We start from the raw sequence: 24,798 nt of genomic DNA, 5'->3' as shown, positions 1-24,798 counted from the left end.
CTTTGCATGCCAACAGGGAAGGACACATTGATGGAGAATAAGAACGCCGTGCCAGAAGGACCCGAACCCGGGGACCTGGACAACGACCGGCCGGCGCCCACCGCGGACGACCCGGAAGTTCCTGAGTTCCTGAAGGGGCCGGATCCGGAGGAGCCCATGGTCGACACCCCACAAAACGCCACCCGGGAAACAGCTGCCATCAGAGGCGAAGGTGCCGATACCGGTTCACCCGCGGTAGCGGAAACCCCCGAGGCCTGGGACTCCGAATTCGCCGCGGCCACGGGCGATGAAAACGCGGCAGCCTCTGCCACCGACGAGCCGAGCGCAACCGACGACTCCCGCACCCAGGCCTTGCCGGCATGGCAGCAGGAGCCTTCCTCCCAGACCCAGGCGATGCCCCGTTCGGAGCAGGACGCCGCAACGGGAGCGGCAGTTGCCGCGGAACCGTTGGCCGGTCAGGATCCGGATACCGACGGGGAAACGGTACGCGCCGATTCGGCGGCCGCAGCCAAACGTCAGGAACCGATCCCCGCAGGACCTGCCGCCGAAACCGACCGGGAAGCCCAGCGCCGTCAGCACGCCCGAGACGCCGCGCTGACGGCCAAACCGGTGTTCGCGCGGATCGTGCAGACCTTCCTGGCGATTGCCTTCCCCTTCATCGTGGTCATCGGGTCCATTCGTGCGGTAGCCAGTTCCTGGTTCCTCTGGTTGGACTATCACCGTCCAGGGTTCCCTTCGGACGGCTATGGTTTCAGCCAAGCCGACCGGCTGACCTATGGGAACTACGGGGTGGACTACATCAACAACTCGGCTCCCTCCGCCTATCTGGGTAACCTGGTGGACACCAACGGGGACCCGCTGTTCCTGGCCAATGAGGTGTCCCATATGGCCGACGTGAAATCCATCATCGGGATCACGTATGCCGCAGGGATCATCCTGACCTTGCTGGCCATCCTGATCTGCCTGTACCTATGGTGCCGCTACGCGGGAGGCATCCGCCGGGCGTTCTTCGCCGGTTCGGTCATCACCCTGGTCGTGATGATCGCGCTGACGGTACTGGCTGTGCTGAACTTCGGGACGTTCTTCACGGACTTCCACGAGCTGTTCTTCGCCCAAGGCAACTGGACGTTCCACGCCAACGACACCTTGATCCGCCTCTACCCGGAACAGTTCTGGATGGATGCGGGAATCGTGATCGCCGGGCTGGTGCTCATCACCTCCCTGGTGTTCCTGATCACCAACTGGCCCTCACGCAAGCGCCGTGACCGGGCGCGGCAACGCCAGGTGGACCGGGAAATGGGCCTGCTCTAAACCAGGTTCCACCCACGAAAGCGGGCCGCGGTGTTTCCGGACGGTTCCGGGACCCTCAGCCCCAGCTGGGCATCCACAAACGCAGCCGCCAGGCCTCGTAGGGAATCGTCTGGCCGGTCCAGACCGGCCAGAAGAACGCGGAGACCAAGACCACCAGTGCCAGAAAGGCCGTCACACCGATGAGCCCGATCCGGCGTCTGGCCACGGAAGCACCCACCCCACCCAGGGCCAGGGCGAGCACGAAGGTCAGCGACAGGATCATGAAGGGTTCGAAGGTGATCGTGTAGAAGAAGAACATGGTGCGCTGCGAATACAGGAACCATGGTCCGAGACCGGCGAGGATGCCCGCCAGGATGGCCCCGGTCCTCCAATCGCGGCGGCCGGCCCAGAACAGCAGCACCACGAGCAACGAGAGGGTCGCAGCCCACCAGAGGATCGGGTTGGGTAGGTCGGTGACCACCGAGGCGCACGAACCCACCGGACAGCCCGGATCCCCGGCCTCCGAGCCGTGGTAAAAGAACAGCACGGGCCGTCCGGCGAACAGCCAGGTCCAGGGGCCCGACTCCCAGGCATGCGGGGAACTGAGCCCCTGGTGGAACTCGTAGGCGCTGCGGTGGTACTCCCAGAGAGAGCGGAGCGGGGCCGGCAGCCATCCCACCCCTTCGCCGGGATGATCCGCCGCCCAGGTGCGGTCGTAGCCGCCGGCCGTGACAAACCAACCAGCCCAGGTCGACACATAGGTGGCAACGGTCAGCGGGATGATGAGGAAGAACGCCGGGATCCCATCGCGGATGATCCCCGCGGTGAACCAGTGACGGATTCCCACGGTCCGTCGTGCCTGCATATCCCACAAGACCGTCAGCAGGCAGAAGACCGCGACGAAGGAGAGCATCGACCACTTCACGCCCAACCCGCCGCCGAGCATCAGCGCGAACACCAACCGCCACGGCCGCCACGCCATCCACGGCCCGTGTTCCAGGAAGGCCCGTGAGGGCACACCGGTCTCCGGGTCCACCGCTGCGCAGACCTTCTTGGCCAGGATCCTGCGCCCGTGAGAGCGGTCCAAGAGCAGGGCGTAGAAGGCGGCGACGATGAAGAACATCTGGAAGATGTCCAACAATGAGGTCCGCGACAGGACCAGCTGGTGGCCGTCGACGGCGCTCAGTCCGCCAGCCACAGCGCCAAGGGTGACCGAGTTGAACAGGCGCTGGGCGATGAGGGTGACCAGCAGGACGGCCAAGGTTCCCACGATAGCTGCAGAAAAACGCCATCCCATCCCGCGGTCGGTGCCGAAGAGGATCATCCCCACGGCGATCATCCATTTACCCAAGGGTGGGTGGACCACGTATTCGGCGCTGTCCAACGGGGCCGGCTTGCCATCCAGGAAGGCTGGATTGGGATCGTCTGGCCACTCCATTTCGTGTCCGTTGGAGATCAGTGTGAACGCGTCCTTGACGTAGTACGTCTCGTCGAAGGTGAGGGCGTGGGGTTGATCCAGGTCCACCAGGCGCATGAGAGCCGCGATGATCGTGATCACCAGCGGGACCATCCACGTCAGCCGCGTCACCGGAGCCACTGCGCCGTGCAACCTCGCCGAGAGGGCCTGATAGGTGAAGGCGGACCGCGGGGTCTGGATCCAGACGGGGCGGGAGGTTTTCAGGGCGCTCACGTGACAACTCTACCGGCGCTGCCGACGGTAGGCTGGCGGGGTGAATAATGATCCTGCAGCCCCCGTGTCCGAGATCCCGGAACCCGCACTCTCGGCCCAGCCCGGGGCAGAGGGGACGAACGGGCAGATCGTGCTGGCCGCCACCCCGATCGGGAACCTGGGGGATGCCTCCCCGCGATTGATCGAGTTGATGACCGGCGCCGATGTCATTGCCGCGGAGGACACCCGCAGGTTCCACCATCTGGCCCAGGCATTGGGGTTGCGGATCCCGGGTCGGGTGATCAGCTACCACGAGCACAACGAGGCCGTGAAGACCGCCGAACTACTGGCGCTGGTCCGCCAGGGGCTGACCGTGTTGATGGTCTCCGACGCCGGTATGCCTGCCGTCTCAGACCCCGGGTTCCGCCTCGTGGAGGCGGCCGGCGCCCAGGGCCTGCTGGTCACCGCCGTGCCCGGGCCCTCCGCAGTGTTGACCGCGCTGGCCCTCTCCGGCCTGCCGACCGATCGATTCACCTTCGAAGGGTTCCTTCCGCGTAAGCCGGGGGAGCGGGCCGGACGTCTGGCCGAACTGGAGAAGGAACGGCGCACCATGGTCTTCTTCGAAGCCCCCCACCGACTGGCCCCCATGCTGCGGGCGCTCGCCGACGCCTTCGGCCATGACCGCCGGGCAGCCGTCGCCCGGGAGCTGACCAAGATGCATGAGGAAGTAAAGCGCGGTTCCCTGCTGGAGTTGCTCGAATGGGCCGAGGAGCGGGTCCGTGGGGAGATCGCCGTCGTCGTCGAGGGGGCCGCCGCCGATACCCCGTCCCGCGCTATCGACCACGTCACGGCCGTCCAGGAACTCGAACGCGGTGGCCTGCGGCTCAAGGACGCGGTGGCCGCCATTGCCGAACGGGAGCGGATCTCCAAGCGCGAACTCTACGCAGCGGTCCTCGAGGCCCGTCGCTAGCCCCGGGCGGATGCACAACAAGGCCCGGTGGTCATGATGCATCCCTGCATTTACAGCCGGGAGGACCTCTGACTAACGTGAGGCCTGACAGAACCCCATCCATCCTGACGCGGGAGAGACCAACGATGACCATCACCCCAGAGCGCGAAACCGAACTGCTCGCCTCCGTTCCCACCGGCCTGCTAATCAACGGGGAATGGCGTGATGCCTCCGACGGCGGAACCTTCGACGTCCATGACCCGGCCACCGGCAAGGTGCTGGCCACCCTGGCCTCGGCCACCAGCGAGGATGCGATGGCCGCGCTCGACGCCGCCGACGCGGCACAGGCGGCATGGGCCCGCACCCCGGCCCGCGAACGCGCCGAGATCCTGCGCCGTGCTTTCGACCTGGTGACCGCTCGTGCCGAGGACTTCGCCCTGCTGATGACCTTGGAAATGGGCAAGCCGCTGGCCGAATCCCGGGGCGAGGTCACTTACGGTTCGGAGTTCCTGCGTTGGTTCTCCGAGGAAGCGGTCCGCGACTACGGCCGCTACGTGACCACACCCGAGGGCAAGAACAAGATCCTCGTGCAGCGCAAACCGGTGGGCCCGTGCCTGCTGATCACCCCCTGGAATTTCCCGCTGGCCATGGCCACCCGCAAGGTCGGCCCGGCGGTCGCCGCCGGCTGCACGATGGTGCTCAAGCCCGCGAAGCTCACGCCGTTGACCAGTCAGCTGTTCGCGGCCACCATGCTGGAGGCCGGGCTGCCGGCAGGGGTGTTGAACGTGACATGCTCCAAGTCGGCTTCGGGCATCTCGGGCCCGCTGATGCAGGATCCGCGGCTGCGTAAGGTCTCCTTCACCGGTTCGACGCCGGTGGGCAAGCAGCTACTCAAAGACGCCGCCGACAACGTGCTGCGCACCTCCATGGAACTGGGCGGAAACGCCCCGTTCATCGTCTTCGCCGACGCCGACCTGGATCAGGCCGTCGAAGGGGCCATGGGCGCGAAGATGCGCAACATGGGCGAGGCCTGCACCTCGGCCAACCGCTTCCTGGTCCAGGCCTCCGTGGCCGGGGAATTCACCCGCAAATTCGCCGAGGCCATGGGTGCGCTGACCCTGGGCCGGGGCACCGAGGACGCTTCGAAGGTCGGCCCGCTCATCGACGCGGGTGCCCGTGATGACGTGCACTCCCTGGTCACCGCCGCGATCGAGGCCGGCGCCGAGGCCGTCACCGGTGGCAAGGCACGCGAGGGCGAGGGCTACTTCTACGAGCCGACCGTGCTGGCCAACGTCCCGAACGGCGCGGCGATCCTGAACACCGAGATCTTCGGCCCCGTCGCCCCGGTGACCACGTTCGAGAGCGAGGAGGAGGCCATCAAACTGGCCAATTCCACCGAATACGGGCTGGCCTCCTACGTCTACTCCGGGGACTTCAACCGCATGTTCCGCGTATCAGAGCAGATCGAGTTCGGCCTGGTGGGCTTCAACGCCGGTGTCATCTCCAATGCCGCTGCCCCGTTCGGCGGGGTCAAGCAGTCGGGCATGGGCCGTGAAGGCGGCTCCGAAGGCCTCAACGAGTACACCAGCGCCCAGTACATCGGCATCGCCGACCCGTACGCCGTCTAGGACCCGGCCAGCGAGGCGGGCCAGGCCCGGGCCAGGAATTGGCGTCCGGGGCTGGCCGCATCGGAGAACGCCTGCTCGATGTCGGTCAGCGCACCGCTCAGCGCCTGATCCAGGGCCAGCTCCCGGCTGGCCTGGGGGCGATGGATGCCGCTGGCCGGGCCGCGCGGAACCAACTGGCGGTGGCCTGGTTGGCCGCATGATCAGCGAATCCGCAAAACATAAACAGCTCCGCAACCTGTTTATCTACGACCTGAATCGAACTCAGCGTATGGGGCATGCTGCGGGCTGTGTCGGTCACGACCAGTGCATCCGGGCCATCTTCTCCGAACTACGGGTCCATGGATATCCGGCGTCACCGTGAGCTTTTAGCCGTGGTTTCGGTCGAGGGTGGCCTGTCCGCCCGCGCAGGTCCTGCTGGGTGACTGAAGTGAAGAGGCAAGCCCGAAACCGGTTGGGTCGGCCTCGTCGTCGATCCTTACCGGCGGCTCCAGAGCCCCGACTCAGTGCACGCCGTCGGCGTTGTTCACGGTCATATGTTCTCTCTCTTGATCTCACCGGCGCGTTGATCGAGCGCGCAGCCCAGAATTCACCGGGCATGGACATCCGGATCGACGTAGGTACGCTGATTTATGACTGGAACCTCCAGACGTTCCAATGCGGCTCCACGAATCCACTCCGGTTCGAGTAGACGGACAAGACCGCTGGGCTAGCTATCCACGCCTAGCTTTGAACCCGGGGTTCCAGTCCTATGACGCCAAGCAGGCGCCTGCGACATATCGTTTAAGGGAATGGTTGGGATAGGTAAGGATATAGTCATCAATTCATCGTCTGGCCACGATCAACGAAAAGTTCTTCTGAACCCGTATCAGCGGATTTGGTCGCTGGCGTTTGGGGCATTCACATTCGTCGCTGGATTCACTCTGATCCTTGCGATTGCCAAGTCTGAAGAAATTTCTCCGCACAGCTTGTTTTCAGCTATTCCGGAGATCCTTCCAACGCCTCAGGAGAGCCTGACGGTGATCGGAGTAAGTGCAGCGATAGTGATTGGACTTGCTGTGGGTTCAGCCGCTCCACCGGATATTGATGCCAATTCAGCCCATGCAAAACAGGTCGTGAAGCTTGGCGAATCTGCACTCAATGTGTCAGGTGTCGTTGGCCTCTCCGCAGGCATCGCGGGTTTTGCCAAAGCTGTCTTGCCTTCATCAGATCCCGGAAGTGAACTCCTCGGAATCTTGGCTTTATTCGCCGGCTTGGCTATGGCTTTCCTAACTGAGTCGGGCAATGCTGGCTATCTAGGTCGAGCATCGATCCGCCACGTAGTTTCGAAAGAACGTATTCAAGAAAATGATCACTACTGGCGGATGGCGTGGGGTCATCCTGACGATGAAATCGTCACATCAGGAAAGCCGCTAACGCGTAAGATTATTTTCGGATTTTTGGCTCGGGCAACAATATTCGCGATTTTGATTCTAATTTATCTACAATTACCGAATTTTTCAGGAAACCCGATATTTAAGTTGGTAGTTGCCTGCGGTCTTTCGGTCGTTTTATCGATCGGCAGTATCTTTTTAGCGATCTTCGGAGTTCAGGCGGAGATTGATCGTCGAAGAAACACCTCGTTTCTCCGACGCTATGTGACTGGAACTTCGCGTGGATACGGGTTTTATATCTTTGCGTTGATGCTGACAGGCGCCACTATTCTGATTATTTTCATCGCGACATTTCTTGATGGCTCAAGCTTCGATGGGTCGAATGATGCTGATAACAACGCCCAAGGTTTCCCGTATGCCATACTGATTGTTTTCATGTGGATGCTCAGTTGGGGCTTGGATATCGCGCGTTGGCTATGGCTGAGGAGAGTCAAGTTTTCGAACCCTTGCCCTCGATTTTCGTTCCTTTCCCTTCTTTGGTCTCCGCTCGGTGAAAGCATGCTCAATCAAGCTGCGGGGATGCGAGTCTCGGAACAAGCGCAGCTTAGGAGCCTTAGAGATGAATTGGAGTTGTTGTTACCTAACAACATGACAGCTGCTGGTGCTCGGCTGTGACAGTTCAGCTTGCTCACTAACCCCATACGCCGGGCCTTTTGTGATTTCTGCTTCTGAGGTCGGGCACCAAAAGAGAACCTCATTTAAGCGCCTCCCGCTTCAGGACCTAACGCGCGAGGCCAGCGAGGCGGGCCAGGCCCGGGCCAGGAATTGGCGTCCGGGGCTGGCCGCATCGGAGAACGCCTGCTCGATGTCGGTCAGGGCACCGCTCAGCGCCTGATCCAGGGCCAGCTCCCGGCTGGCTTGGGGGCGATGGATGCCGCTGGCCGGGCCGCGCGGAACCAACTGGCGGTGCGGCTGCGCGTCTAGGGAGAAGCTCGCCCGTTCGAAGGCTTCACGGAGCCGTTGCACCTCCGGGGCCGCATCGGGCAGATGCTCTTGTAGCCGTGCGGCATACTCGGCGTCGGTTTCCTGGGGGCGCTGGGCGTGTCCATAGTCCCGGCCCAGGGCCAGTAGTTCTTCCCAGGCGCTGGCCACGGCATCGCGCCAGTTGGTGGCCCGGTGGATGCGGCGGATCCGGCGGGCCCGTTGCCAACGACGGATCCCGAAAGGACCAAAGAGCCCCAGCAGCGCCACCAGGGCCAGCAGCGCCGGCATCGTTGCGGAAGCCCCGTCGTCGTTCCCGGATCCCTGAGATCCGGCCGCTGGTGGGGTCGAGGGTTCGGCGTTTGGATTCGCGTCGGGGATGGTCCTGCCACGCGTGGGATCGGTATCCGGTGCCTGTGAGGGGGCGGGCCCGCCGTCCGGGCTGTCGGTGGCGTAGGACGGGGTGGTCCCGCGGCCGGGGGTGGGTTCGAAGGGGACCCAACCGAGGTCGGGGAAGAAGAGTTCGGGCCAAGCGTGGGCGCTGCGGGGGCTCAGTTCGTAGCCGGTCCACTGCTTTCCATCCGAGCCCAGGGCTTGTGCCCCGCTGCTTTGGCCGGGCGCGTAGCCGACCACGACCCGGCTGGGAACGCCCAACGAGCGGGCCATCAGCGCCATGGCCGAGGAATAGTGGGTGCAGTATCCACTCTTCTTCTCTAGGAACGCCGCCACGACGCTGATCCCGTTGCCGTCGTACCCCTGTTCCAGCGGTGTCTGCTCCGAATAGGTGTAGTCAACGCTGCGCAGTTCCTCCTGCAGTGCCACGGCCTCGTCGTAGGCGGTGGTGGCCTTCGCCTCCTTGGTGATCCGGCGGGCGGTCTCGGGGATGATCCTCGGCAGGTCGTCGGGAAGCCGGGTATAGGTTTCGGGCAGCTGGTCGGCACCGAACCCCGGGTCCTTGGCCAGGAGGGCGGAGCTGGCCTCCAATGCGGCGGCGTCGATCACCGGCACCTGCGAGGTGACCGTGTAGTCCAGCTTCCTGCTCGTGGTCTCGGTCTGGGCGAACATGGTGTCGGTTTCGCCGTTATACCCCCACTCCTGGGCCAGCCCGGTCACCGAGGCCGCCTCGCGGGGCATCGGCAGCCAAGGGCTCTGGTAGTTTCCCGTCACCACCCGGGTGTGTACCGTCCTGGTGTTCGGCACGGTCTGTGGAACGTCGCCGTCGGGCCAGGGGGCGAGGTTGCCGGTGCTGTGATCCCGCGGAACCTCGATATCCGAAGGCTCCCACCGTTTGGCCCCCAGATCGGAGATGACCGAGGTGCGCAGGTAGAGCGGGTCGGGGGAGTCCGTGTAATAGGTCAAGGTGGTCACGCCCAGGCGGTCACGCAGGTTCGCCCCCAGGTTCAGCACCGGGTTCACCCCGCTGGGCTTGCCGAAAAGGTAGAGCCGCTGGCCCTGTGGCATGAGCCCCTGGGAGAAACCGGGTAGGGCAAGGGGCACCACGAGCATCAGGGCAAGCGCACCGACGGCGATGAGGGCGCCCTGACGCAGCACACCGGTGCGTAGCGCAGCCCCGGGGGCGGTGGCGCGGCGCTCCAGGCGGGCGCCGGCAAGCACCAGAAGGTAGCCGATGGCGGTCAGGCCCACATGCAGCAGGCCAGCCCCATCGGTTTTGACCAGGGAGGCGGTGACCAGGAAGACCGACAGCGGCACAGCGCTCAGTGCCGGGACCCGTAGGCCCACGACCGCCAGGTGCACCATCAGGGCCGTCAGCCCTGCGGCCAGACAGGTGAAGAAGATGATGGGGTCCTCGGACAATACGGGCTGGGCCTGGACCAGGACGGCGTCCCTGGCCTCTGGATAGAAGTCCAGGGCCCGGCGCACGCTTTCGGCGGTGGGGATCACCCCGAGTACGGCGGTGGAGGGCAGGAACTGCAGGGTGAGCATGGCGATCAGCCCGGCCAGCGAAGCGGTGAAGGTCAGCCAATAGGAATGGCCCCGGACCCGGATCACGGTTCCGGTGGCGAGGGTTCCGGCGACGGTGACGGTCGCATTATCGAACCACAGGCGACCGTCGATGACCCCCCAGAGTCCGCTGACCGGGGCCAGGACGGCAAAGAGCAGGGCCGCGAAGAGCAGCCACTGGGTTCCACGGTTCCGCCGCCGCGATGGTTTCTGCCGGGTTGGTGCCCGGGCGGTGTCGGGCGGGGCGCTCATGCCCGCCCCCGGGCGCCGGTGCGCCGTTCCCGGACGGCCAGTTCCAGCCAAGCATCGGCCAGCGGGGTCTTCGCGTCGACGGGTACTGCCGTCCAGCCTGCGGTACGAAAGACCCGCGTGCCGGCCCAGGTGGCACCGGGGCGACTGGCGACCAGGAACACCATGACACTTCGGTGGGTACCGATCCGTTGCACCCAGGCCTCGGCCCGTTCACCGGTGGGGGCGCCGGTCAACAGCAGCAGGGGGTTGTTCCCGCCGCGGGGGGAGAAGTCCCGGGAGTCAGCCGCTGTTTTCTGGCCGCGGGGTGGTGCCGGCCTCAAACCCACTGACGCCAAGGAAAGCTGGAGATCCTCGGCAGCGTGGGGGCCGGTGAACAGCCCGGTCCCGGGACCGGGGGCCCCCGGCACCGCGTCGGTGAGAGGGCGGCCGGTCTCGTCGAGGACCTCGAGGTCGTAGCCCTGCTCGGCCAGATGCGCTCCCATGGAGATCACCGCCCCGATGTTCCAGTCGAAGCAGGGGGTCGTGGTTCCGGGTGCGTCCTGGAAGTTCGGGATCGGGGTCGGGGCATCGGAACCGACGTAGCTGCCCTGGTAGGGAAGCGGCTCGGTGTCCACGACGAGCGTGGCGCGGGGGGTGCGTTGAAATTGTTCCTGACGGACCATCAACGTGTTGTGCCGGGCGGTCGCCGGCCAATGCACCCGCCGCAGCGAATCGCCATCACGGTATTCACGAGTCATGACGTCGTCGTTCTCGGGGGTGGCCTGGTGATGTGAGGTGGCCGTTCCACGGGTGCCCGTGCTGCCCAGGACCCCGGTGACGGGCAGGGGGAGCACCGGGGGCACCACGGTCAGCGGTGTGGGGCGGTCCACGGCGATGGGCCGCATGGCCAGTCCGAAGGGATCCGAGAGCTGCACGCGTAGCGGACCGATCGCGTAGACACCCCGATGGGTGGGCCGCAGCCGATAGCGGTAGGCGGTGGTCTTCTCTGCTGCCGCTGCCTGGCCGGGATCGTCGGCGGAGAACGTCGGCGTGTTGCCGAAGCCCTGTGGGAGGTGTTCGTTCATGGCCGTCCCCGCGGGCAAGGGAGAGGCGTGGCCCAGTGACAATGTCACCGTGGTGGAGGCGCCGGTGGTGACCGGGTCGGGGCCGAAGCTGCGGCGGACCTTCAACCGCGTGCGCCCCAGGGCGACGGCAGCTGCCGAGAGCAGCGGGACGGTCAGCAGGAAGATCGAGATGTTGACCAGTTCGCGCCGGCCCAGGAACCAGGCCAGGAGCAGGGCCACGGCACCACAGACGAAGAGGGCCCAGCCGCGGGGTGTGAGGAACCAGAGCCGCAGGCGGACCCGCAACGGTTCACGGCCTGTGCGCCCGAGCCCGGTTCCGCTGTCCACCATGTGCCGTCCGGCTCAGCTGCGCGCTGCGGTCCGGACAGGGACCTGTGCCAGCAGCGATTCGACGAGGTCCTGCACGGTGGTCCCGCCGATCTCCGCCTTGCGATGGAGCACGAGCCGGTGCCCGAGCACCGAGGGGCAGTTGGCCACGACGTCGTCGGGCAGCACGAAGTCTCGGCCGTTCAGTGCCGCCTCGGCCTTGGAAGCACGCAGGAGCTGGAGCAGGGCCCGCGGGCTGGCCCCGAGGCGGATATCCGGGTGGGTGCGGGTCGCCTGCCCCAGTGCCACGATGTATTCCTGCACGGCGTCCGCTACATGGACAGCCTTGACGATGTCGATCAGCGAAAGCAAGGTGGCTGTGTCCACGACGGGGCTGACCCGTTGCAGGGGCGAATCGGACTGGTGGTTCCGCAACATGGACAATTCGGCCTCCGTATCCGGGTACCCCATGGATACCCGGGCCATGAACCGGTCGCGTTGGGCTTCGGGTAGCGGGAACGTGCCCTCGAGCTCAATCGGGTTCTGCGTTGCGATGACCATGAAGGGGGCGGCCAGTGGGTAGGTCGTCCCGTCTACGGTGACCTGGTGTTCCTCCATGCATTCCAGTAGTGCTGACTGCGTTTTGGCCGACGCGCGGTTGATTTCGTCCCCGATGAGGAGGTTAGCGAAGACCGGACCCCTGCGGAATTCGAATCCGTGGGAGTCCTGGTTGTAGATGGAGACACCGGTGACGTCGGAAGGCAGCAGGTCAGGGGTGAACTGGATGCGGTTCACCGTGGCAGCCACGGAACGTGCCAGGGTCTTGGCCAGCAGGGTCTTGCCGACACCGGGAACATCCTCCAGCAGCAGGTGCCCCTGGGCCAGCAGCACGCGCAACGCCGTTCGGGCGACCTCCGGTTTCCCGTCGATCACCGTGCCGATGGCCTTCAGGATGCGGCTCGTGACGACGCCGAATTCCTCCGAGGAGGGCAACGGGAGTTCCGTGGTTGTCGACACTGCGTCTACTCCCTGTGTTCTGGTCCGTGATGGGGTCCGTGCCCCTTCAGCCTACCCATCAAAAGAGTGACGCGGCTCACGAGGAGTGGATCCGGGTTCCGGCAGCCCCCTGAGGGTTCGTTTGCGGCGGTAGCCTAGATGTCCGGCCCGCCCGCCGAAAAATTCAGTCCCCGTTTCAGGAGTCCCTCCATGTGCCCTTCCCCTCGACCGGATGTCTCCCCAGCCGAGACAGGGAGCGACGACGGCGTCGTCCTGCCCGGAGACACCCCACCGGCCTACCGCGCCAGCGGGGAGGACCCGGCGGCCCGGGAGTCGGCTGGCGGTTCCCGTCGCGACTCGAAGGCCGCCAACGGCAGCAAACGCGATGACTCCTACCCGCCGGCTCCCGAACCGCTGGCCTTTCCCGTGGTGGACAACCACACCCATCTGGACTTCGGTGACGGCGAGGTGACGGTCGCGGTGGCCCAGGCGCTCGATACAGCCAACGCTGTCGGGGTCTCCGGGATCATCCAGGTCGGTTGCGACGTCGAGTCCTCCCGCTTCGCGGTCGAAGCAGCCCATGCCGACCCCCGCGTGCTGGCGGCCGTGGCCATCCACCCTAATGACGCGTCCCGGCTGGCCGAGCGCGGGGAACTGGAGGCCGCGCTCGCCGAGATCGACCGGCTGGCCGGGGACCCGCGGGTGCGGGCCGTGGGGGAGACCGGGTTGGATTACTTCCGTACCGGGCAGGAGGGACGTCCGGCGCAGCAGGAATCCTTCAGGGCCCACCTGGAGATGGCCGTCCGTCATGACCAGGCCGTACAGATCCATGACCGGGAGGCGCATGCGGACATCGTGGAGATCCTGGGGCAGGTCCCGATCCCCGACACCGTCGTCTTCCACTGCTTCTCCGGTGATGCCGAGCTAGCGCGGATCTGCAACGCGCACGGCTGGTACATGTCCTTTTCGGGGACCGTGACCTTCAAGAACTCCCGCGACCTGCGCGAGGCCCTGGCGATCGCCGACCCCGCATTGGTCTTGGTGGAAACCGATGCCCCGTTCCTGACCCCGCACCCCTTTCGCGGTCGACCCAATGCCAGCTACCTGATCCCCTACACCGTGCGTTCCATGGCGGAGACCCTACAGACCGACGTCGATGGACTCTGCGACAGGATCGCACGGAACACGGCGGCGGCATACGGCAGCTTTTAGCCGTGACTTGAGGGCGACGGCATAAGTCACGAGCCGGTCACCGCCGAACGGGATTGATCACGAAGTGGAAGCGGGAAAAAGCCCGGAAATCCGCAGGATTCCGCTGTTCGATGACGTCGAGGTTGTCACAAGATAACGAACCGGTTACGGTAGTCAACAGAGTAGCCGGGATCGGGGAAGGTCTTCGGGGCTCAAGCACCAGCAATGATGATCGTTTGGACGTTCCGTTCGTACGCCCAACCGGTTCCTGCCGGTGCGTGAACCACTGTAAGGCAGCCCGGGGCTGCCCCTTGGATCAACTCCAAGGGACAACCCGTCCCGGCGCTCTCCCCGTGCCCGGAAGAACACAAAGACTGGAAATCCGTGCAGAAAGCCTTCAAGAACCGCTGGGTCAAAACCGGCGCCCAGGCGGTTGCCTTGACCGCGTTGATCCTCGGCCTCGTCTCCTTCGTCGGAGCCAATAAGACGGTTGCCGTGACCGTCGACGGCGAGACCCAGAGCGTCCAGGCCTACGCTGGAACCGTCGGCGAGATGCTGTCCTCCGCCGACATCAATATCGACGCCGATGACGAGGTCTCTCCGGGTGTCGATACCGCCGTAGCCGATGGTGATGCCATCACGGTGAACCGGAACAAATCAGTGGATGTGTCCATCGACGGGGTGGACCGCGTGGTGCATACCACCGGCCTGACCGTCGCCGATGTGCTCGACCAGCTCAATGTCGGTGATGCCGCCGATGTCTCCAACGGACCCCAGCTCGAGCTCGCCTCGCTGAGCACCCCGTTGCAGATCAGCACGGTGAAGACCCTCAAGCTGAACGCCGACGGCAAGACCCGCAGCATCAAGACCACCGAGGGCACGGTCGGTGACGCACTGAAGAGCGAAGGCGTGAAGATCGGGGCCGACGACGAACTCTCGGTTGCCGCAGCCACCGAACTCAAGGACGGTCTGAAGGTGAAGCTCGTTCGGGTGAAGACCACGACCGATACCGACACCCGGACCGTGGCCCACGGCGTGGAGAAGAACAAGGACGGCGATCTCGCCCTCGGCAAGACCAAGACCGTCACCGCCGGCAAGGATGGCGAGCGGACCCTGACCTATACCGTCACCACCCGTGATGGCAAGGAAGAATCCCGCAAACTGACCAGCAACAAGGTCACCACCAAGCCGGTGGACGCCGAAGTCGCCCTGGGCACCAAGAAGCCCGAGAAGAAGGAAGAGCCGGAGAAGAAGGCCGAACCGGCGAAGAAGGACGACAAGCCGGATAAGAAGGAAGACAAGCCAGTCAAGAAGGCTTCCACGGGCGGAACCACAGCCTCGTCCGGCGGGGTTTCCGCCAACTGGAAGGCACTGGCCAAGTGCGAGTCCGGCGGGAACTGGTCGATCAACACCGGCAACGGCTACTACGGTGGCCTGCAGTTCAACCGCAACAGCTGGATCGGCGCCGGCGGCGGCAAGTACGCTGCCCTGCCGCACCAGGCCACCCCGTCCCAGCAGGTCGCCGTGGCTGAGAAGCTGCGCGCCAACGGTGGCTGGGGCCACTGGCCTGCCTGCTCCTCCAAGCTCGGCCTGCGCTAGATCCAGCAGCTGATCCGCCACGGATCGAACGTTGCTGAAGGGCCCCGCACTGCGGGGCCCTTCAGTGCTTTCCGGAATGGGTGTGGAGACGAAACCGCAGGCCCTCCGACCTCTACTAGGATTGAACCCGTGACTGACGACTCCCAGACCCCCCACTCCGCCTCCGGGCCGGACCCCGAGCAGACCCCACGGCGGGATCCGGAGACACCGCGACTACTCGGAGCCACCGAGATCCGCCGGCTGGCCGCGGAGTTGGAGGTCCGTCCGACCAAGACGCTGGGCCAGAACTTCGTCATCGACGGCAACACCATCCGACGCATCGTCGCCACAGCCCGGATCGACCCGGAGGAAACCGTTCTTGAGGTCGGCCCCGGACTCGGTTCGCTCACCCTGGGTCTGCTGGATGCCGCCCAACGGGTCGTCGCCGTGGAGATCGATCCCAAACTGTCCCAACGCCTGCCCCAAACCGTCGCCGAATTCCGCCCCTCCCTGGCGTCGAACCTCGACGTCGTCCTCGGGGACGCGATGCGGGTCACCGAGCTGCCGCACGCGCCCACGTCCCTGGTCGCCAACCTGCCCTATAACGTGGCCGTTCCCGTGGTCCTGCACCTGCTCGAACACTTCCCGAGCCTGCGGCACGGACTGGTCATGGTCCAGGACGAAGTGGCCGATCGGCTCTGCGCCGGTCCCGGGAACAAGACCTACGGCATCCCCAGCCTCAAGGCCGCCTGGTACGGCAGGATGCGCAAGGCTGGAGTCATCGGGATGAACGTCTTCTGGCCGGCCCCGAAGATCCAGTCGGGACTGGTCTCCTTCGAACGCCATGAACCACCACGGACCACGGCCAGCCGTTCCGAGGTGTTCGATGCCATCGACGCGGCCTTCGCCCAACGTCGTAAGACCCTGCGTGCCGCACTGGCTGGTTGGGCCGGGGGCGCCGACGCCGCAGAACGGGCGCTCCGTGCCGCAGGCGTGGACCCGCAGGCCCGCGGGGAGCGGCTGGTCATCGAGGATTTCGCGCGCATCGCCGAAGCACGGAACCTGGCCGGACAGGACAACGGGGTCGGGGCATGAACCAGACCGTCGTGGCCCGCGCCCCCGGGAAGATCAACATCTACTTCCGGGTCGGCGCCCCCCGGGAGGACGGCTACCACTCGGTCGCCAGCCTGTATCTGGCCGTCTCCCTCTTCGAGGATGTGGCCGCCACGGCACGGACGGACGGGCGGATCACCGTGGCGCTCAACGAGGCCTCCACCGCTGTCGAGGACCCCGAGTCCTTCCCGCTGGGCGAGGACAACCTCGTCGTCCGGGCCGCCCGCCTGCTGGCCGAACACACCGGTCATGAGGCAGGAGTCAACCTCGAGATCACCAAGCGGGTCCCGATTGCCGGTGGCATGGGCGGGGGATCGGCCGATGCCGCGGCGGCACTGGTGGCCTGCAACGGTCTGTGGGGAACCGGCCTGACCCGTGAGGAACTCGGACGGCTGGGCGCCCGGCTCGGTGCCGACGTGCCCTTCGCGCTCTCCGGCGGTGCCGCCGTCGGACTCGGCGTCGGCGATGAACTCTCGCCCCTGTTGTTGCGCAACCGCACCGACTGGGTCCTGGCGCTGGCCAGCTACGGATTGTCCACCCCGGCGGTGTACCAACAACTGGATATCCTGCGCGGGGACGAGGCCATCGAGGAACCCCGGGCCGTGGATCCACAAGTGGTCCAGGCACTCGTGGGCCACGACCTGGTGTTGTTGCCCGGCCTGTTGGGCAACGACCTCACCAGCGCCGCGGTCCAGCTGGCGCCCGAGCTGACGGCGGTGCTGGAGATGGGCCGCAATGCCGGGGCCCTGACGGCCCTGGTCTCCGGATCCGGACCCACGATCGCGCTGCTCGCCGAGGACCCCTCACATGCCGGCGAACTGGCCACCGTGCTGATCGACGAAGCAGGAATCGACACGCACACTGTGCACGGACCGGTCCACGGAGCCCAGATCATCTGACGCCGACGCACCGGGCCCACCACAGGGGCCACCGGCTACCTCTGAACACCACCGACGAAGGAACATAATACTTTGGCACATCTGCTCGGCGCGGAGAACGTCTCCGTCGCCTTCGCCACCCGCACCATCCTGGACGAGGTCACCCTCGGCTTGGAACAAGGCGACCGCATCGGCATGGTCGGTCGCAATGGTGACGGCAAATCAACGCTCATGCGCCTGCTGGCCCGCCGCCAGGACCCCGATTCCGGGCGGGTGACCAAGCGCAGCGACGTCCAGGTCGGGTACCTCGACCAGCAGGATGTCCTGGATGGCGACCTCGAAGTCGGCCAGGCCATCGTCGGTGACGCCGCCGCCTACGAATGGGCCTCGAACCCGAAGATCCGCGAAATCATGGGCGGCCTGGTCGGAGAGGTCGACTGGAATGCACGGGTCTCGGACCTTTCCGGCGGACAGCGCCGTCGCGTCGCCCTGGCGAAGCTGCTCATCGGCGACGATGACGTCATCATGCTCGATGAACCCACCAACCATCTCGACGTCGAAGGCGTCGCCTGGCTGGCCGACCATCTGAAGCGTCGCTGGCGTGCCAACCAAGGGGCACTACTGGTGATCACCCACGACCGTTGGTTCCTCGACGAGATCAGCACGCGCACCTGGGAGGTCCACGACGGGATCGTGGAGGCGTTCGACGGCGGATATGCCGCCTATGTGCTCGCCCGTGCCGAACGCGACAGGTCGGAGGCGGTCACGGAAGGCAAGCGCCAGCAACTGGTCAAGAAGGAATTGGCCTGGCTGCGACGGGGCGCCCCGGCACGTACGGCGAAGCCGAAGTTCAGGATCGACGCGGCCAACGACATCATCGCCGACGTTCCGCAACCGCGTGACACCGTCGCTCTGTCGAAAATGGCCACGGCTCGCCAGGGCAAGGACGTGCTGGATCTGGAGCATGTCTCCCTCGCGTACGACGGCGGTGCCCCCCTGTTCAAGAACGTCACCCTGCGCTTGGCGCCCGGGGAGCGGCTGGGGATCGTCGGGGTCAATGGGTCGGGCAAATCAACGCTGCTGCGTCTGCTCAATGGCCAGGTCGAACCCAACGAGGGGCGGATCAAACGCGGCAAGACCGTCCAGACGGCCATGCTGACCCAGGAAGTCACCGAGCTCGATGAACTTTCGGACCGACGCGTTATCGAGGTCATCCAGGACGAGAAGAACGTCTTTAGCGTCGGAGGCAGGGAAGTCTCTGCCGGACAGCTGATCGAGCAGCTCGGATTCACCCAGGAAAAGCAGTGGACCCCGGTCCGGGACCTCTCAGGTGGTGAACGACGGCGACTCCAACTACTGAGGCTGTTGGTCGGCGAACCCAATGTGCTGATGCTCGACGAACCGACCAACGACCTGGACACCGATACGCTCGCCGCCGTCGAGGACCTGCTGGATTCCTGGCCCGGAACCCTCGTGGTCGTCAGCCACGACCGCTACCTGCTCGAGCGCGTGACCGACCACCAGGTGGCGCTGCTGGGCGACGGACAAATCCGCGATCTTCCCGGCGGCGTCGAACAGTACCTGCAGTTGCGTGCCGGGGCCGGGACCGGCGGAGCCACCACCGGACCGGCAGCCCCGGAGGCTGCGGGAAACGGTGCGGCAGCATCCAGGGGAGAGGCCAGCGAGGCAGATAAACGTGAGGCGCGCAAGGAAATCAACCGCATCGACAGGAAGCTGGCCAAACTCTCGGCCCAGGAGGAACGCCTCCACACGAAGATGGCGACGGCTTCCGAGGGGATGGACGTCGATGGCCTGTCAGCGCTGAATGCCGAGCTCAAGGAGCTTCAGTCCGAGCACGAGGCACTCGAAGAGGCCTGGTTGGAAGCAGCCGAGGCTGCCGGACAGTAGTTACGCCGGTTTGTGGCAGAATAGTTAACCGTGTTCCCCCTGCGGGACATGATCCGCCCTGGTGTAATGGCAGCACCCCAGCCTTTGGAGCTGTGGAGTATAGGTTCGAATCCTATGGGCGGAACCCCGTCCCCGGCGTGCATGGTGCTGCTCTCGATGCAACGGCTCATGGGTGGTCCGTGCGAATCCAGCCAGCAATACGAAGCGGTAGACTGGGTTGGCCCGGGTTCCGGGCCCCAAACGCCAACATCGCAGGGAGTTCAGAACTTGAGCGTGGAAGCCAATACACCGGCCGCTGTCATCGTCCTCGCAGCAGGGGCCGGCACCCGAATGAAATCCGCGAAACCGAAGATCCTGCATGAGATTGCCGGCCGTTCCCTCGTCGGACACGCGATCGCCGCAGCCCAGGGTCTGCAGCCTGAGCGCCTGGTCGCTGTCGTCCGCTTTGAGCGCGAAATCGTCGTCAATCACCTGCTCGACATCGACCCGTCCATCATCATCGCCGACCAGGATGAGATCCCGGGAACGGGCCGGGCCGTACAGGTCGGCCTCGACCAGCTGCCCGGCGACCTGACGGGAACGGTGGTGGTGACCTACGGCGACGTACCCCTGCTGACCACCGAACTCATCGGCGGCCTCGTCGCGGCGCATGAGACCGAGCACAATGCCGTCACGGTCTTGACCGCTGAACTTACAGATGCCACCGGTTATGGCCGCATCGTTCGTTCCACCGACGGGACCGTCGAGGGGATCGTCGAACACAAGGACGCCACCGCGGAGCAGCGGGCCATCAACGAGATTAACTCCGGTATCTACGCCTTCGACGCGGAGGTCCTTCGAAATGCGCTGGCCAGCGTCACCACCGACAACGCCCAAGGCGAGATGTACCTGACCGATGTGTTGGGCATCGCACGCAACGACGGCGGACGCGTTGCCGCCATGGTCACCTCCGACCAGTGGCAGGTCGAAGGCGTCAACGATCGCGCCCAGCTCTCCTCCTTGGGGAAGGAAATGAACCGTCGCATCCTCGAGAAGTGGATGCGTGCAGGAGTCACGGTCATCGATCCGCAAACCACTTGGGTCGACGCCTCAGTCGCGCTGTCCCCGGACGTCACCATCAAGCCAGGCACCCAGCTGCACGGTTCCACCGCGATCGGCACCGGGAGTGTGATCGGTCCGGACTCCACGCTGACCGACACCCAAGTGGGCCAGAACGCCGTCGTCAAGCGCAGCGACGTGACGTCCTCGCTCATCGCCGCTGGCGCTTCCGTGGGCCCCTTCACCTATGTGCGCCCGGGTACGAACCTCGGCGAAGCCGGCAAGATCGGCGCCTTCTATGAGACGAAGAACGTCACGGTCGGGCGTGGTTCCAAGCTCTCCCATCTGGGCTATGCCGGCGACGCGGACATCGGCGAATACAGCAACATTGGTTGCGGCAACATCACCGCCAACTACGATGGCGTCAACAAGCACCGCACTCTGATCGGCTCGCATGTACGCACCAGCTCCAACACCGTGTTCATCGCCCCCGTCACCATCGGCGACGGCGCCTACACTGGCGCCGGGGCCATCGTGCGCAAAGACGTTCCGGCCGGGGCCTTGGCCCTGTCCGTGGCCCCGCAGCAGAATAAGGAAGGCTGGACCGAGGCCAAGCGTCCCGGTAGCGCGGCAGCCGAAGCCGCGGCCCAGGCCGGACGCAACGACGATGCCGCCAAACTTCCCGCCACCGACTAACACCCACCAGTCCCGGTCCGCCGGGCCGTTTCACCGACCCTCCAACAGACAGCACGAAACCCTCCCGAGTGAGAAAGTGAACACATGAGCGAACTGCGCCACAACGTCGACAACAAGCTGGTGTTGGCCTCCGGCCGTGCACACCCGGAGCTGGCCGAGGAGATTGCTTCGGCCCTGGATACCGAGCTGCTGCCCTTATCCGCCTATGACTTCGCCAATGGCGAGATCTACGTCCGCTCCGGCGAGAGCGTGCGCGGCAAGGACGTCTTCATCATCCAGGCCCACCCGGCACCGCTGAACAACTGGTTGATGGAACAACTGATCATGATTGATTCGATGAAGCGCGCCTCGGCCCGCCGCATCACCGTGGTCTCGCCGTTCTACCCCTACGCGCGCCAAGACAAGAAGGGTCGTGGTCGCGAGCCGATCTCGGCCCGTCTGGTCGCCGATCTCTACCGGACTGCCGGTGCGGACCGCGTGATGAGCGTGGATCTGCACACCGCGCAGATCCAGGGTTTCTTCGACGGACCGGTCGACCACCTCTTCGCCATCCCGTTGCTGGCCGATTACATCCGTGGACGCGTCGAGGTCGACAACGTCACCGTCGTCTCCCCGGATACCGGACGCGTCCGCGTTGCCGAGCAGTGGGCCGAACGCCTGGGCGGGGCCCCGCTGGCATTCGTGCACAAGTCACGTGACCTGACGGTTCCGAACCAAGCGGTTTCCAAGACCGTTGTGGGACAGGTCAAGGGCCGTACGTGCGTACTCATCGACGACATGATCGATACCGGTGGCACGATTTCGGGGGCGGTGCGCGTGCTGATGGACGCCGGCGCCAAGGATGTCATCATCGCCGCCACGCACGCTGTGCTTTCCGATCCGGCCGCTCAGCGGCTCTCCGAATCGGGTGCCCGCGAGATCGTGGTGACCAATACTCTGCCGATCCCGAATTCGAAGCGTTTCCAGCAGCTCACTGTCCTGTCGATTGCCCCGCTGATCGCCCGCGCGATCAAGGAGGTCTTCGAGGACGGATCGGTCACGAGCCTCTTCGACGGTAACGCCTAGTCAATAACGCCTAGTCAATAACGCCCGGCAGATGGATCCCAGGGTCAATCTGCCGGGCGTCGTCACGTCCACCGAGCCCATAGCGGAACCCGGGGCGGCGCGATGCCGGTGCCAACCCGGCGAACGGTAAGGTGGGGGCGTGGTCAAAATTCTTGCTGTATGCACCGGAAACATTTGTCGTTCGCCCTTCGTGGAGCGCTATCTGCAACGAGAACTAGAGCAGTTGGCGCCAGGTGCATTTCAAATCACCAGTGCCGGCACCGGCGCTCTCGTCGGACAACCAATGGATCAACGTGCAGCAGAGTCGTTGAAACGGGCCGGCGGATCGGCCGGGGGGTTCCTCGCCCGACAGCTGACCGAGGCGCACCTGAAAGATGCGGACTTCGTGTTGGCCCTGACGGAAGGGCATCGAAGCGCCGTCGTGTCGATGAGCCCGCGGATGCTCAAGCGTGCCTATACCGTGCGAGAGTTCGCTCGTGTGCTCGAGGTCATCGCTGCGGCAGGATCCGATCTGCACCGAGGGGGCGGACTCGAAGAGGTCCGGGCCCGGTGGAACGAGCTGCCCAAGGTCGCTGCCCGGCACCGGTATGAGGCTCGGGAGTTGGTTCCGGGAGGAAACGATGTGATCGATCCTTACCGGGAGAGCACAGCCGTGTACCAGCAGATGACGGACGAATTGCTGCCGGCGTTGCAAGGAATAGTCGATTTCGAAGCCGCCATGATTGCCTGAGTGACCATCGTTTGACCGACATGGGCACCACACGTGCCCCAACTGGGCAGAGGTCCCAGAGGAAGCCTTCGCGTCTCGACTACAGCCGGCGGCGTGCTTGTCGCTTTTCCGTCCTCGGGGCAACGAGTTCCTCGAAGGCAAGGTTCGGGTCGCGCTGTGCCGGCTCGGAGTTAACCACGTCATAATCGTCGTCTAGGAACTTGGGGATGAGCGACGTCTGGTCCTCAGCCGTTCCGTTGTCTGGCGCACTGGCGTCGGAGACGACCTCGCGGGTAGCTCGGGGTGCACGGGAGGGCTGGGCGCGTCCGGATTCCACGGGTTCCATAGGCGGCTGCGTGGGCGTTGGGGAGGCCTTACGCCGGTTATTTTTGCCGTCTTCGGCACTGGAGTAATAGTACTTTCCGTAGTAGCCGTAGTAGCCGTACTGGCCGGCCTGGGCGCCCTTGGTTGGCACTTGGTTCAGGATTGCGCCGAGAACACGGCCCTCGACCTTACGGAGGTTGTCTATTGCCTTTTGGAGTTCATCGACAGTGGTCGAACCAGCCTTCACGGTCACTAGCGCACCATCGGCGGATTTCGTCAGGATGGCCGCGTCGGTGACGGGCAGTAGCGGTGGGGCATCGATGATAACGACACGGTCACGTGCCAGATCACGCAGGAGGTTCTTCATGGACCGGGATCCGAGTAGTTCGGATGGATTCGGAGGGATGCGTCCGGCAGCGAGAACCGAGAGATTCGGAATCGGCCCATAGGGCTGGAGTACATCCTCGAGGTCGGCCATGCCGCTGAGGACGTCGGTGAGTCCGGCTCCGTCCGGTAGGCCGAAGACCTCGGTGACGACCGGGCGACGGAGGTCTCCATCGATGATCACTACTTCGCGGCCAGTGGCGGCCACGGCTACAGCGAGGTTCGCCGCAATGGAGGATTTACCCTCGCCGGGGACCGATGAGGTGACGACAATAGTGCGTGGGGGGTTGTCTACGTCCATGTAGGACAGGTTCGTGCGCAGTTCGCGTAGGGATTCCGAGAAGGCGTGAGACTCGCGATCGCCATGGTCTACGACGCCGGTTTCGACGATCATGCGTTTCTCGGTCAACCGCCGATCCTGGGGGATGGTGCCCGCGACGTTCAACCCCAGCTGCTCCACGGCTTCGCTGGATCGAATGCGCCGGTCCAGGTGTCCGCGCAGGAGAGCATAGCCCAAGCCGAGCGCTAAGCCGACGACGCCGCCCAACGCGAGGGCGAGCTTCGTGTTCGGGGAGACCGGGGCCGTCGGCAAGGCGGCGCGCCCCAGGGGGGCGAGCTTGATAGGCGCTTCGCCGGCCCCTTCGTCGGATTCCGCGGCCGGTTCGATGCTGGTGATTTCGGCCGCAAGAGCCTCTACCCAGGAATTGGCGAGGTCACGTGTGGCCTCCGGGGCGCCGGACTTCGCGCTGATGCGGATCTCAGAGGTTTCGGCGGGAACGTCAACGGAGATTTGTTCGAGCAAATCATCGGGTGACTCGGCCAGGCCAAGTTCCTTCTTCACCTTGGCAGCGACGCTGCGGCTCTTGGCGATGCTCTGGTAGCTCGCCGCCTTGGATTTGGCCAGTGTTTCCCCCGCCAGAGCCGTGTTCAGGCTGTCGGCGCCTGCGGTGACGACGAGTCCTGAAGAGGATGCCTGGTAGATCTTCGGTTGGGTCAACGTCCACAGGAAGGCCAAGAGGATGGTGATCAGAAGTATTGCCCCAATGCCACGCCAATAAGTACGGATGACGTTGAAGTACTGGCGAAGATCCGGGCCGGCTTCAGCACCAGCGGCGTCGTTGCTATCCAAAATTGAGTCCCCCCGAGGGCTCTCTACCGTCCAAATGATCACGTGTTTCGGACAAGAATGGTCCCCCAAAGGCCGTGATCATGGACGGGCGTGGTTTTAGGGTCGGACTGATCCTATCCCAGCGGTGGCATTTTCTTTATTTGTGTTCGTTCAAGCGGATGGTCTCGGGTGTGGAACGAAGTTCGCGTTTCGTGCCAGCAGAAACGAACCGTGTTTGCAGGCTGCTAGACTATTGCGCAGTGCCCAGGCGAGGGAACTTCTGGATGTTTATCCGGTGGCTTCCGTGATCGACAAGGCCCAACGCCCTCGGCGTCCATC

The 24,798-nt window shown here is 64.8% G+C and carries 18 protein-coding genes and 1 tRNA gene; 13 read left to right on the top strand and 6 right to left on the bottom strand.

Features of this window, described 5'->3' with window-relative positions; genetic code table 11:
• The first annotated feature begins 30 nt into the window (after positions 1-30).
• Complete coding sequence (locus tag ACT3S6_RS11510; protein WP_443413570.1) at positions 31-1,311, top strand: TIGR01906 family membrane protein; 1,281 nt, start codon at positions 31-33, stop codon at positions 1,309-1,311.
• Positions 1,312-1,366: 55 nt separating this feature from the next.
• Here ACT3S6_RS11510 and ACT3S6_RS11505 read toward each other — a convergent pair whose 3' ends face one another.
• The gene (locus tag ACT3S6_RS11505) at positions 1,367-2,980 is read right to left on the bottom strand and encodes a dolichyl-phosphate-mannose--protein mannosyltransferase (protein WP_444555089.1); all 1,614 of its coding nucleotides are present in this window, start codon (positions 2,978-2,980) and stop codon (positions 1,367-1,369) included.
• A 64-nt stretch (positions 2,981-3,044) separates the two neighbouring features.
• On the opposite strand from ACT3S6_RS11505, the gene rsmI reads away from it, so the two are divergent.
• Together rsmI and ACT3S6_RS11495 are read left to right on the top strand one after the other, a co-directional pair.
• Complete coding sequence (rsmI, locus tag ACT3S6_RS11500) at positions 3,045-3,929, top strand: 16S rRNA (cytidine(1402)-2'-O)-methyltransferase (RefSeq protein ID WP_444555099.1); 885 nt, start codon at positions 3,045-3,047, stop codon at positions 3,927-3,929.
• A gap of 125 nt (positions 3,930-4,054) precedes the next feature.
• A complete protein-coding gene (locus ACT3S6_RS11495) occupies positions 4,055-5,536 on the top strand; it encodes an NAD-dependent succinate-semialdehyde dehydrogenase (RefSeq protein WP_444555088.1) in 1,482 nt (493 codons plus the stop codon).
• On the opposite strand, the gene ACT3S6_RS11490 is transcribed toward ACT3S6_RS11495, so the two are convergent.
• Positions 5,533-5,709, bottom strand: a complete 177-nt coding sequence (locus ACT3S6_RS11490) for a hypothetical protein (RefSeq protein WP_444555087.1) — start codon at positions 5,707-5,709, stop codon at positions 5,533-5,535. The genes ACT3S6_RS11495 and ACT3S6_RS11490 overlap by 4 nt on opposite strands.
• 615 nt (positions 5,710-6,324) lie before the next feature.
• Here ACT3S6_RS11490 and ACT3S6_RS11485 point away from each other — a divergent pair.
• On the top strand, positions 6,325-7,581 hold the full coding sequence (locus ACT3S6_RS11485; RefSeq protein WP_444555086.1) for a hypothetical protein: 1,257 nt from the start codon (positions 6,325-6,327) through the stop codon (positions 7,579-7,581).
• A 99-nt stretch (positions 7,582-7,680) separates the two neighbouring features.
• Here the strand turns inward: ACT3S6_RS11485 and ACT3S6_RS11480 are convergent, their stop codons facing one another.
• From ACT3S6_RS11480 to ACT3S6_RS11470, 3 genes are read right to left on the bottom strand one after another with little or no spacing between them, the layout of a single operon-like run.
• Positions 7,681-10,101, bottom strand: coding sequence for a transglutaminase TgpA family protein (locus ACT3S6_RS11480; protein WP_444555085.1), 2,421 nt, complete (start codon positions 10,099-10,101; stop codon positions 7,681-7,683).
• Complete coding sequence (locus ACT3S6_RS11475) at positions 10,098-11,495, bottom strand: DUF58 domain-containing protein (RefSeq protein WP_444555084.1); 1,398 nt, start codon at positions 11,493-11,495, stop codon at positions 10,098-10,100. Before ACT3S6_RS11475 ends, ACT3S6_RS11480 begins: the two co-directional genes overlap by 4 nt.
• Before the next feature lie 12 nt (positions 11,496-11,507).
• Positions 11,508-12,488, bottom strand: coding sequence for an AAA family ATPase (locus ACT3S6_RS11470; RefSeq protein ID WP_444555083.1), 981 nt, complete (start codon positions 12,486-12,488; stop codon positions 11,508-11,510).
• A 189-nt stretch (positions 12,489-12,677) separates the two neighbouring features.
• Here ACT3S6_RS11470 and ACT3S6_RS11465 point away from each other — a divergent pair, with 189 nt between their 5' ends.
• The 9 genes from ACT3S6_RS11465 (at position 12,678) to ACT3S6_RS11425 (ending at position 22,664) form a co-directional block, all read left to right on the top strand.
• Positions 12,678-13,679: a TatD family hydrolase gene (locus tag ACT3S6_RS11465; RefSeq protein ID WP_444555082.1), complete on the top strand. Its 1,002-nt coding sequence runs from the start codon at positions 12,678-12,680 to the stop codon at positions 13,677-13,679.
• Between the two features lie 363 nt (positions 13,680-14,042).
• Entirely contained in the window at positions 14,043-15,257 is a 1,215-nt protein-coding gene (locus ACT3S6_RS11460; protein WP_444555081.1) for a transglycosylase family protein, read from the top strand.
• A gap of 240 nt (positions 15,258-15,497) precedes the next feature.
• On the top strand, positions 15,498-16,331 hold the full coding sequence (gene rsmA / locus ACT3S6_RS11455) for a 16S rRNA (adenine(1518)-N(6)/adenine(1519)-N(6))-dimethyltransferase RsmA (RefSeq protein ID WP_444555098.1): 834 nt from the start codon (positions 15,498-15,500) through the stop codon (positions 16,329-16,331).
• The gene (locus ACT3S6_RS11450; protein WP_444555080.1) at positions 16,328-17,248 is read left to right on the top strand and encodes a 4-(cytidine 5'-diphospho)-2-C-methyl-D-erythritol kinase; all 921 of its coding nucleotides are present in this window, start codon (positions 16,328-16,330) and stop codon (positions 17,246-17,248) included. The genes rsmA and ACT3S6_RS11450 overlap by 4 nt, the downstream gene beginning before the upstream one ends.
• 72 nt (positions 17,249-17,320) lie before the next feature.
• On the top strand, positions 17,321-19,135 hold the full coding sequence (locus tag ACT3S6_RS11445) for an ABC-F family ATP-binding cassette domain-containing protein (protein ID WP_444555079.1): 1,815 nt from the start codon (positions 17,321-17,323) through the stop codon (positions 19,133-19,135).
• 52 nt (positions 19,136-19,187) lie between these two features.
• Positions 19,188-19,259, top strand: a tRNA-Gln gene (locus tag ACT3S6_RS11440).
• A 143-nt stretch (positions 19,260-19,402) separates the two neighbouring features.
• Positions 19,403-20,869, top strand: coding sequence for a bifunctional UDP-N-acetylglucosamine diphosphorylase/glucosamine-1-phosphate N-acetyltransferase GlmU (gene glmU, locus ACT3S6_RS11435; RefSeq protein ID WP_444555078.1), 1,467 nt, complete (start codon positions 19,403-19,405; stop codon positions 20,867-20,869).
• Between the two features lie 84 nt (positions 20,870-20,953).
• Positions 20,954-21,934: a ribose-phosphate diphosphokinase gene (locus ACT3S6_RS11430; RefSeq protein WP_444555077.1), complete on the top strand. Its 981-nt coding sequence runs from the start codon at positions 20,954-20,956 to the stop codon at positions 21,932-21,934.
• Positions 21,935-22,073: 139 nt separating this feature from the next.
• Complete coding sequence (locus ACT3S6_RS11425; RefSeq protein WP_444555076.1) at positions 22,074-22,664, top strand: arsenate reductase/protein-tyrosine-phosphatase family protein; 591 nt, start codon at positions 22,074-22,076, stop codon at positions 22,662-22,664.
• 79 nt (positions 22,665-22,743) lie between these two features.
• Here the strand turns inward: ACT3S6_RS11425 and ACT3S6_RS11420 are convergent, their stop codons facing one another.
• The gene (locus tag ACT3S6_RS11420) at positions 22,744-24,480 is read right to left on the bottom strand and encodes a polysaccharide biosynthesis tyrosine autokinase (RefSeq protein WP_444555075.1); all 1,737 of its coding nucleotides are present in this window, start codon (positions 24,478-24,480) and stop codon (positions 22,744-22,746) included.
• Positions 24,481-24,798: the final 318 nt, after the last annotated feature.

This window comes from Arthrobacter sp. AOP36-C1-22 (genome assembly GCF_052377515.1).
Taxonomy (GTDB): Bacteria; Actinomycetota; Actinomycetes; order Actinomycetales; family Micrococcaceae; genus Arthrobacter_H.
The sequence above is the reverse complement of the archived record's forward strand: the minus strand, read 5'-3'. Positions and strand labels throughout refer to the sequence as shown.

Coding starts and splice junctions, on each gene's coding strand:
- ACT3S6_RS11510 (WP_443413570.1), top strand. CDS start 31: ATGGAGAATAAGAACGCCGTGCCAGAAGGACCCGAACCCGGGGACCTG.
- ACT3S6_RS11495 (WP_444555088.1), top strand. CDS start 4,055: ATGACCATCACCCCAGAGCGCGAAACCGAACTGCTCGCCTCCGTTCCC.
- ACT3S6_RS11485 (WP_444555086.1), top strand. CDS start 6,325: ATGGTTGGGATAGGTAAGGATATAGTCATCAATTCATCGTCTGGCCAC.
- ACT3S6_RS11480 (WP_444555085.1), bottom strand. CDS start 10,101: ATGAGCGCCCCGCCCGACACCGCCCGGGCACCAACCCGGCAGAAACCA.
- ACT3S6_RS11475 (WP_444555084.1), bottom strand. CDS start 11,495: ATGGTGGACAGCGGAACCGGGCTCGGGCGCACAGGCCGTGAACCGTTG.
- ACT3S6_RS11465 (WP_444555082.1), top strand. CDS start 12,678: ATGTGCCCTTCCCCTCGACCGGATGTCTCCCCAGCCGAGACAGGGAGC.
- ACT3S6_RS11450 (WP_444555080.1), top strand. CDS start 16,328: ATGAACCAGACCGTCGTGGCCCGCGCCCCCGGGAAGATCAACATCTAC.
- ACT3S6_RS11430 (WP_444555077.1), top strand. CDS start 20,954: ATGAGCGAACTGCGCCACAACGTCGACAACAAGCTGGTGTTGGCCTCC.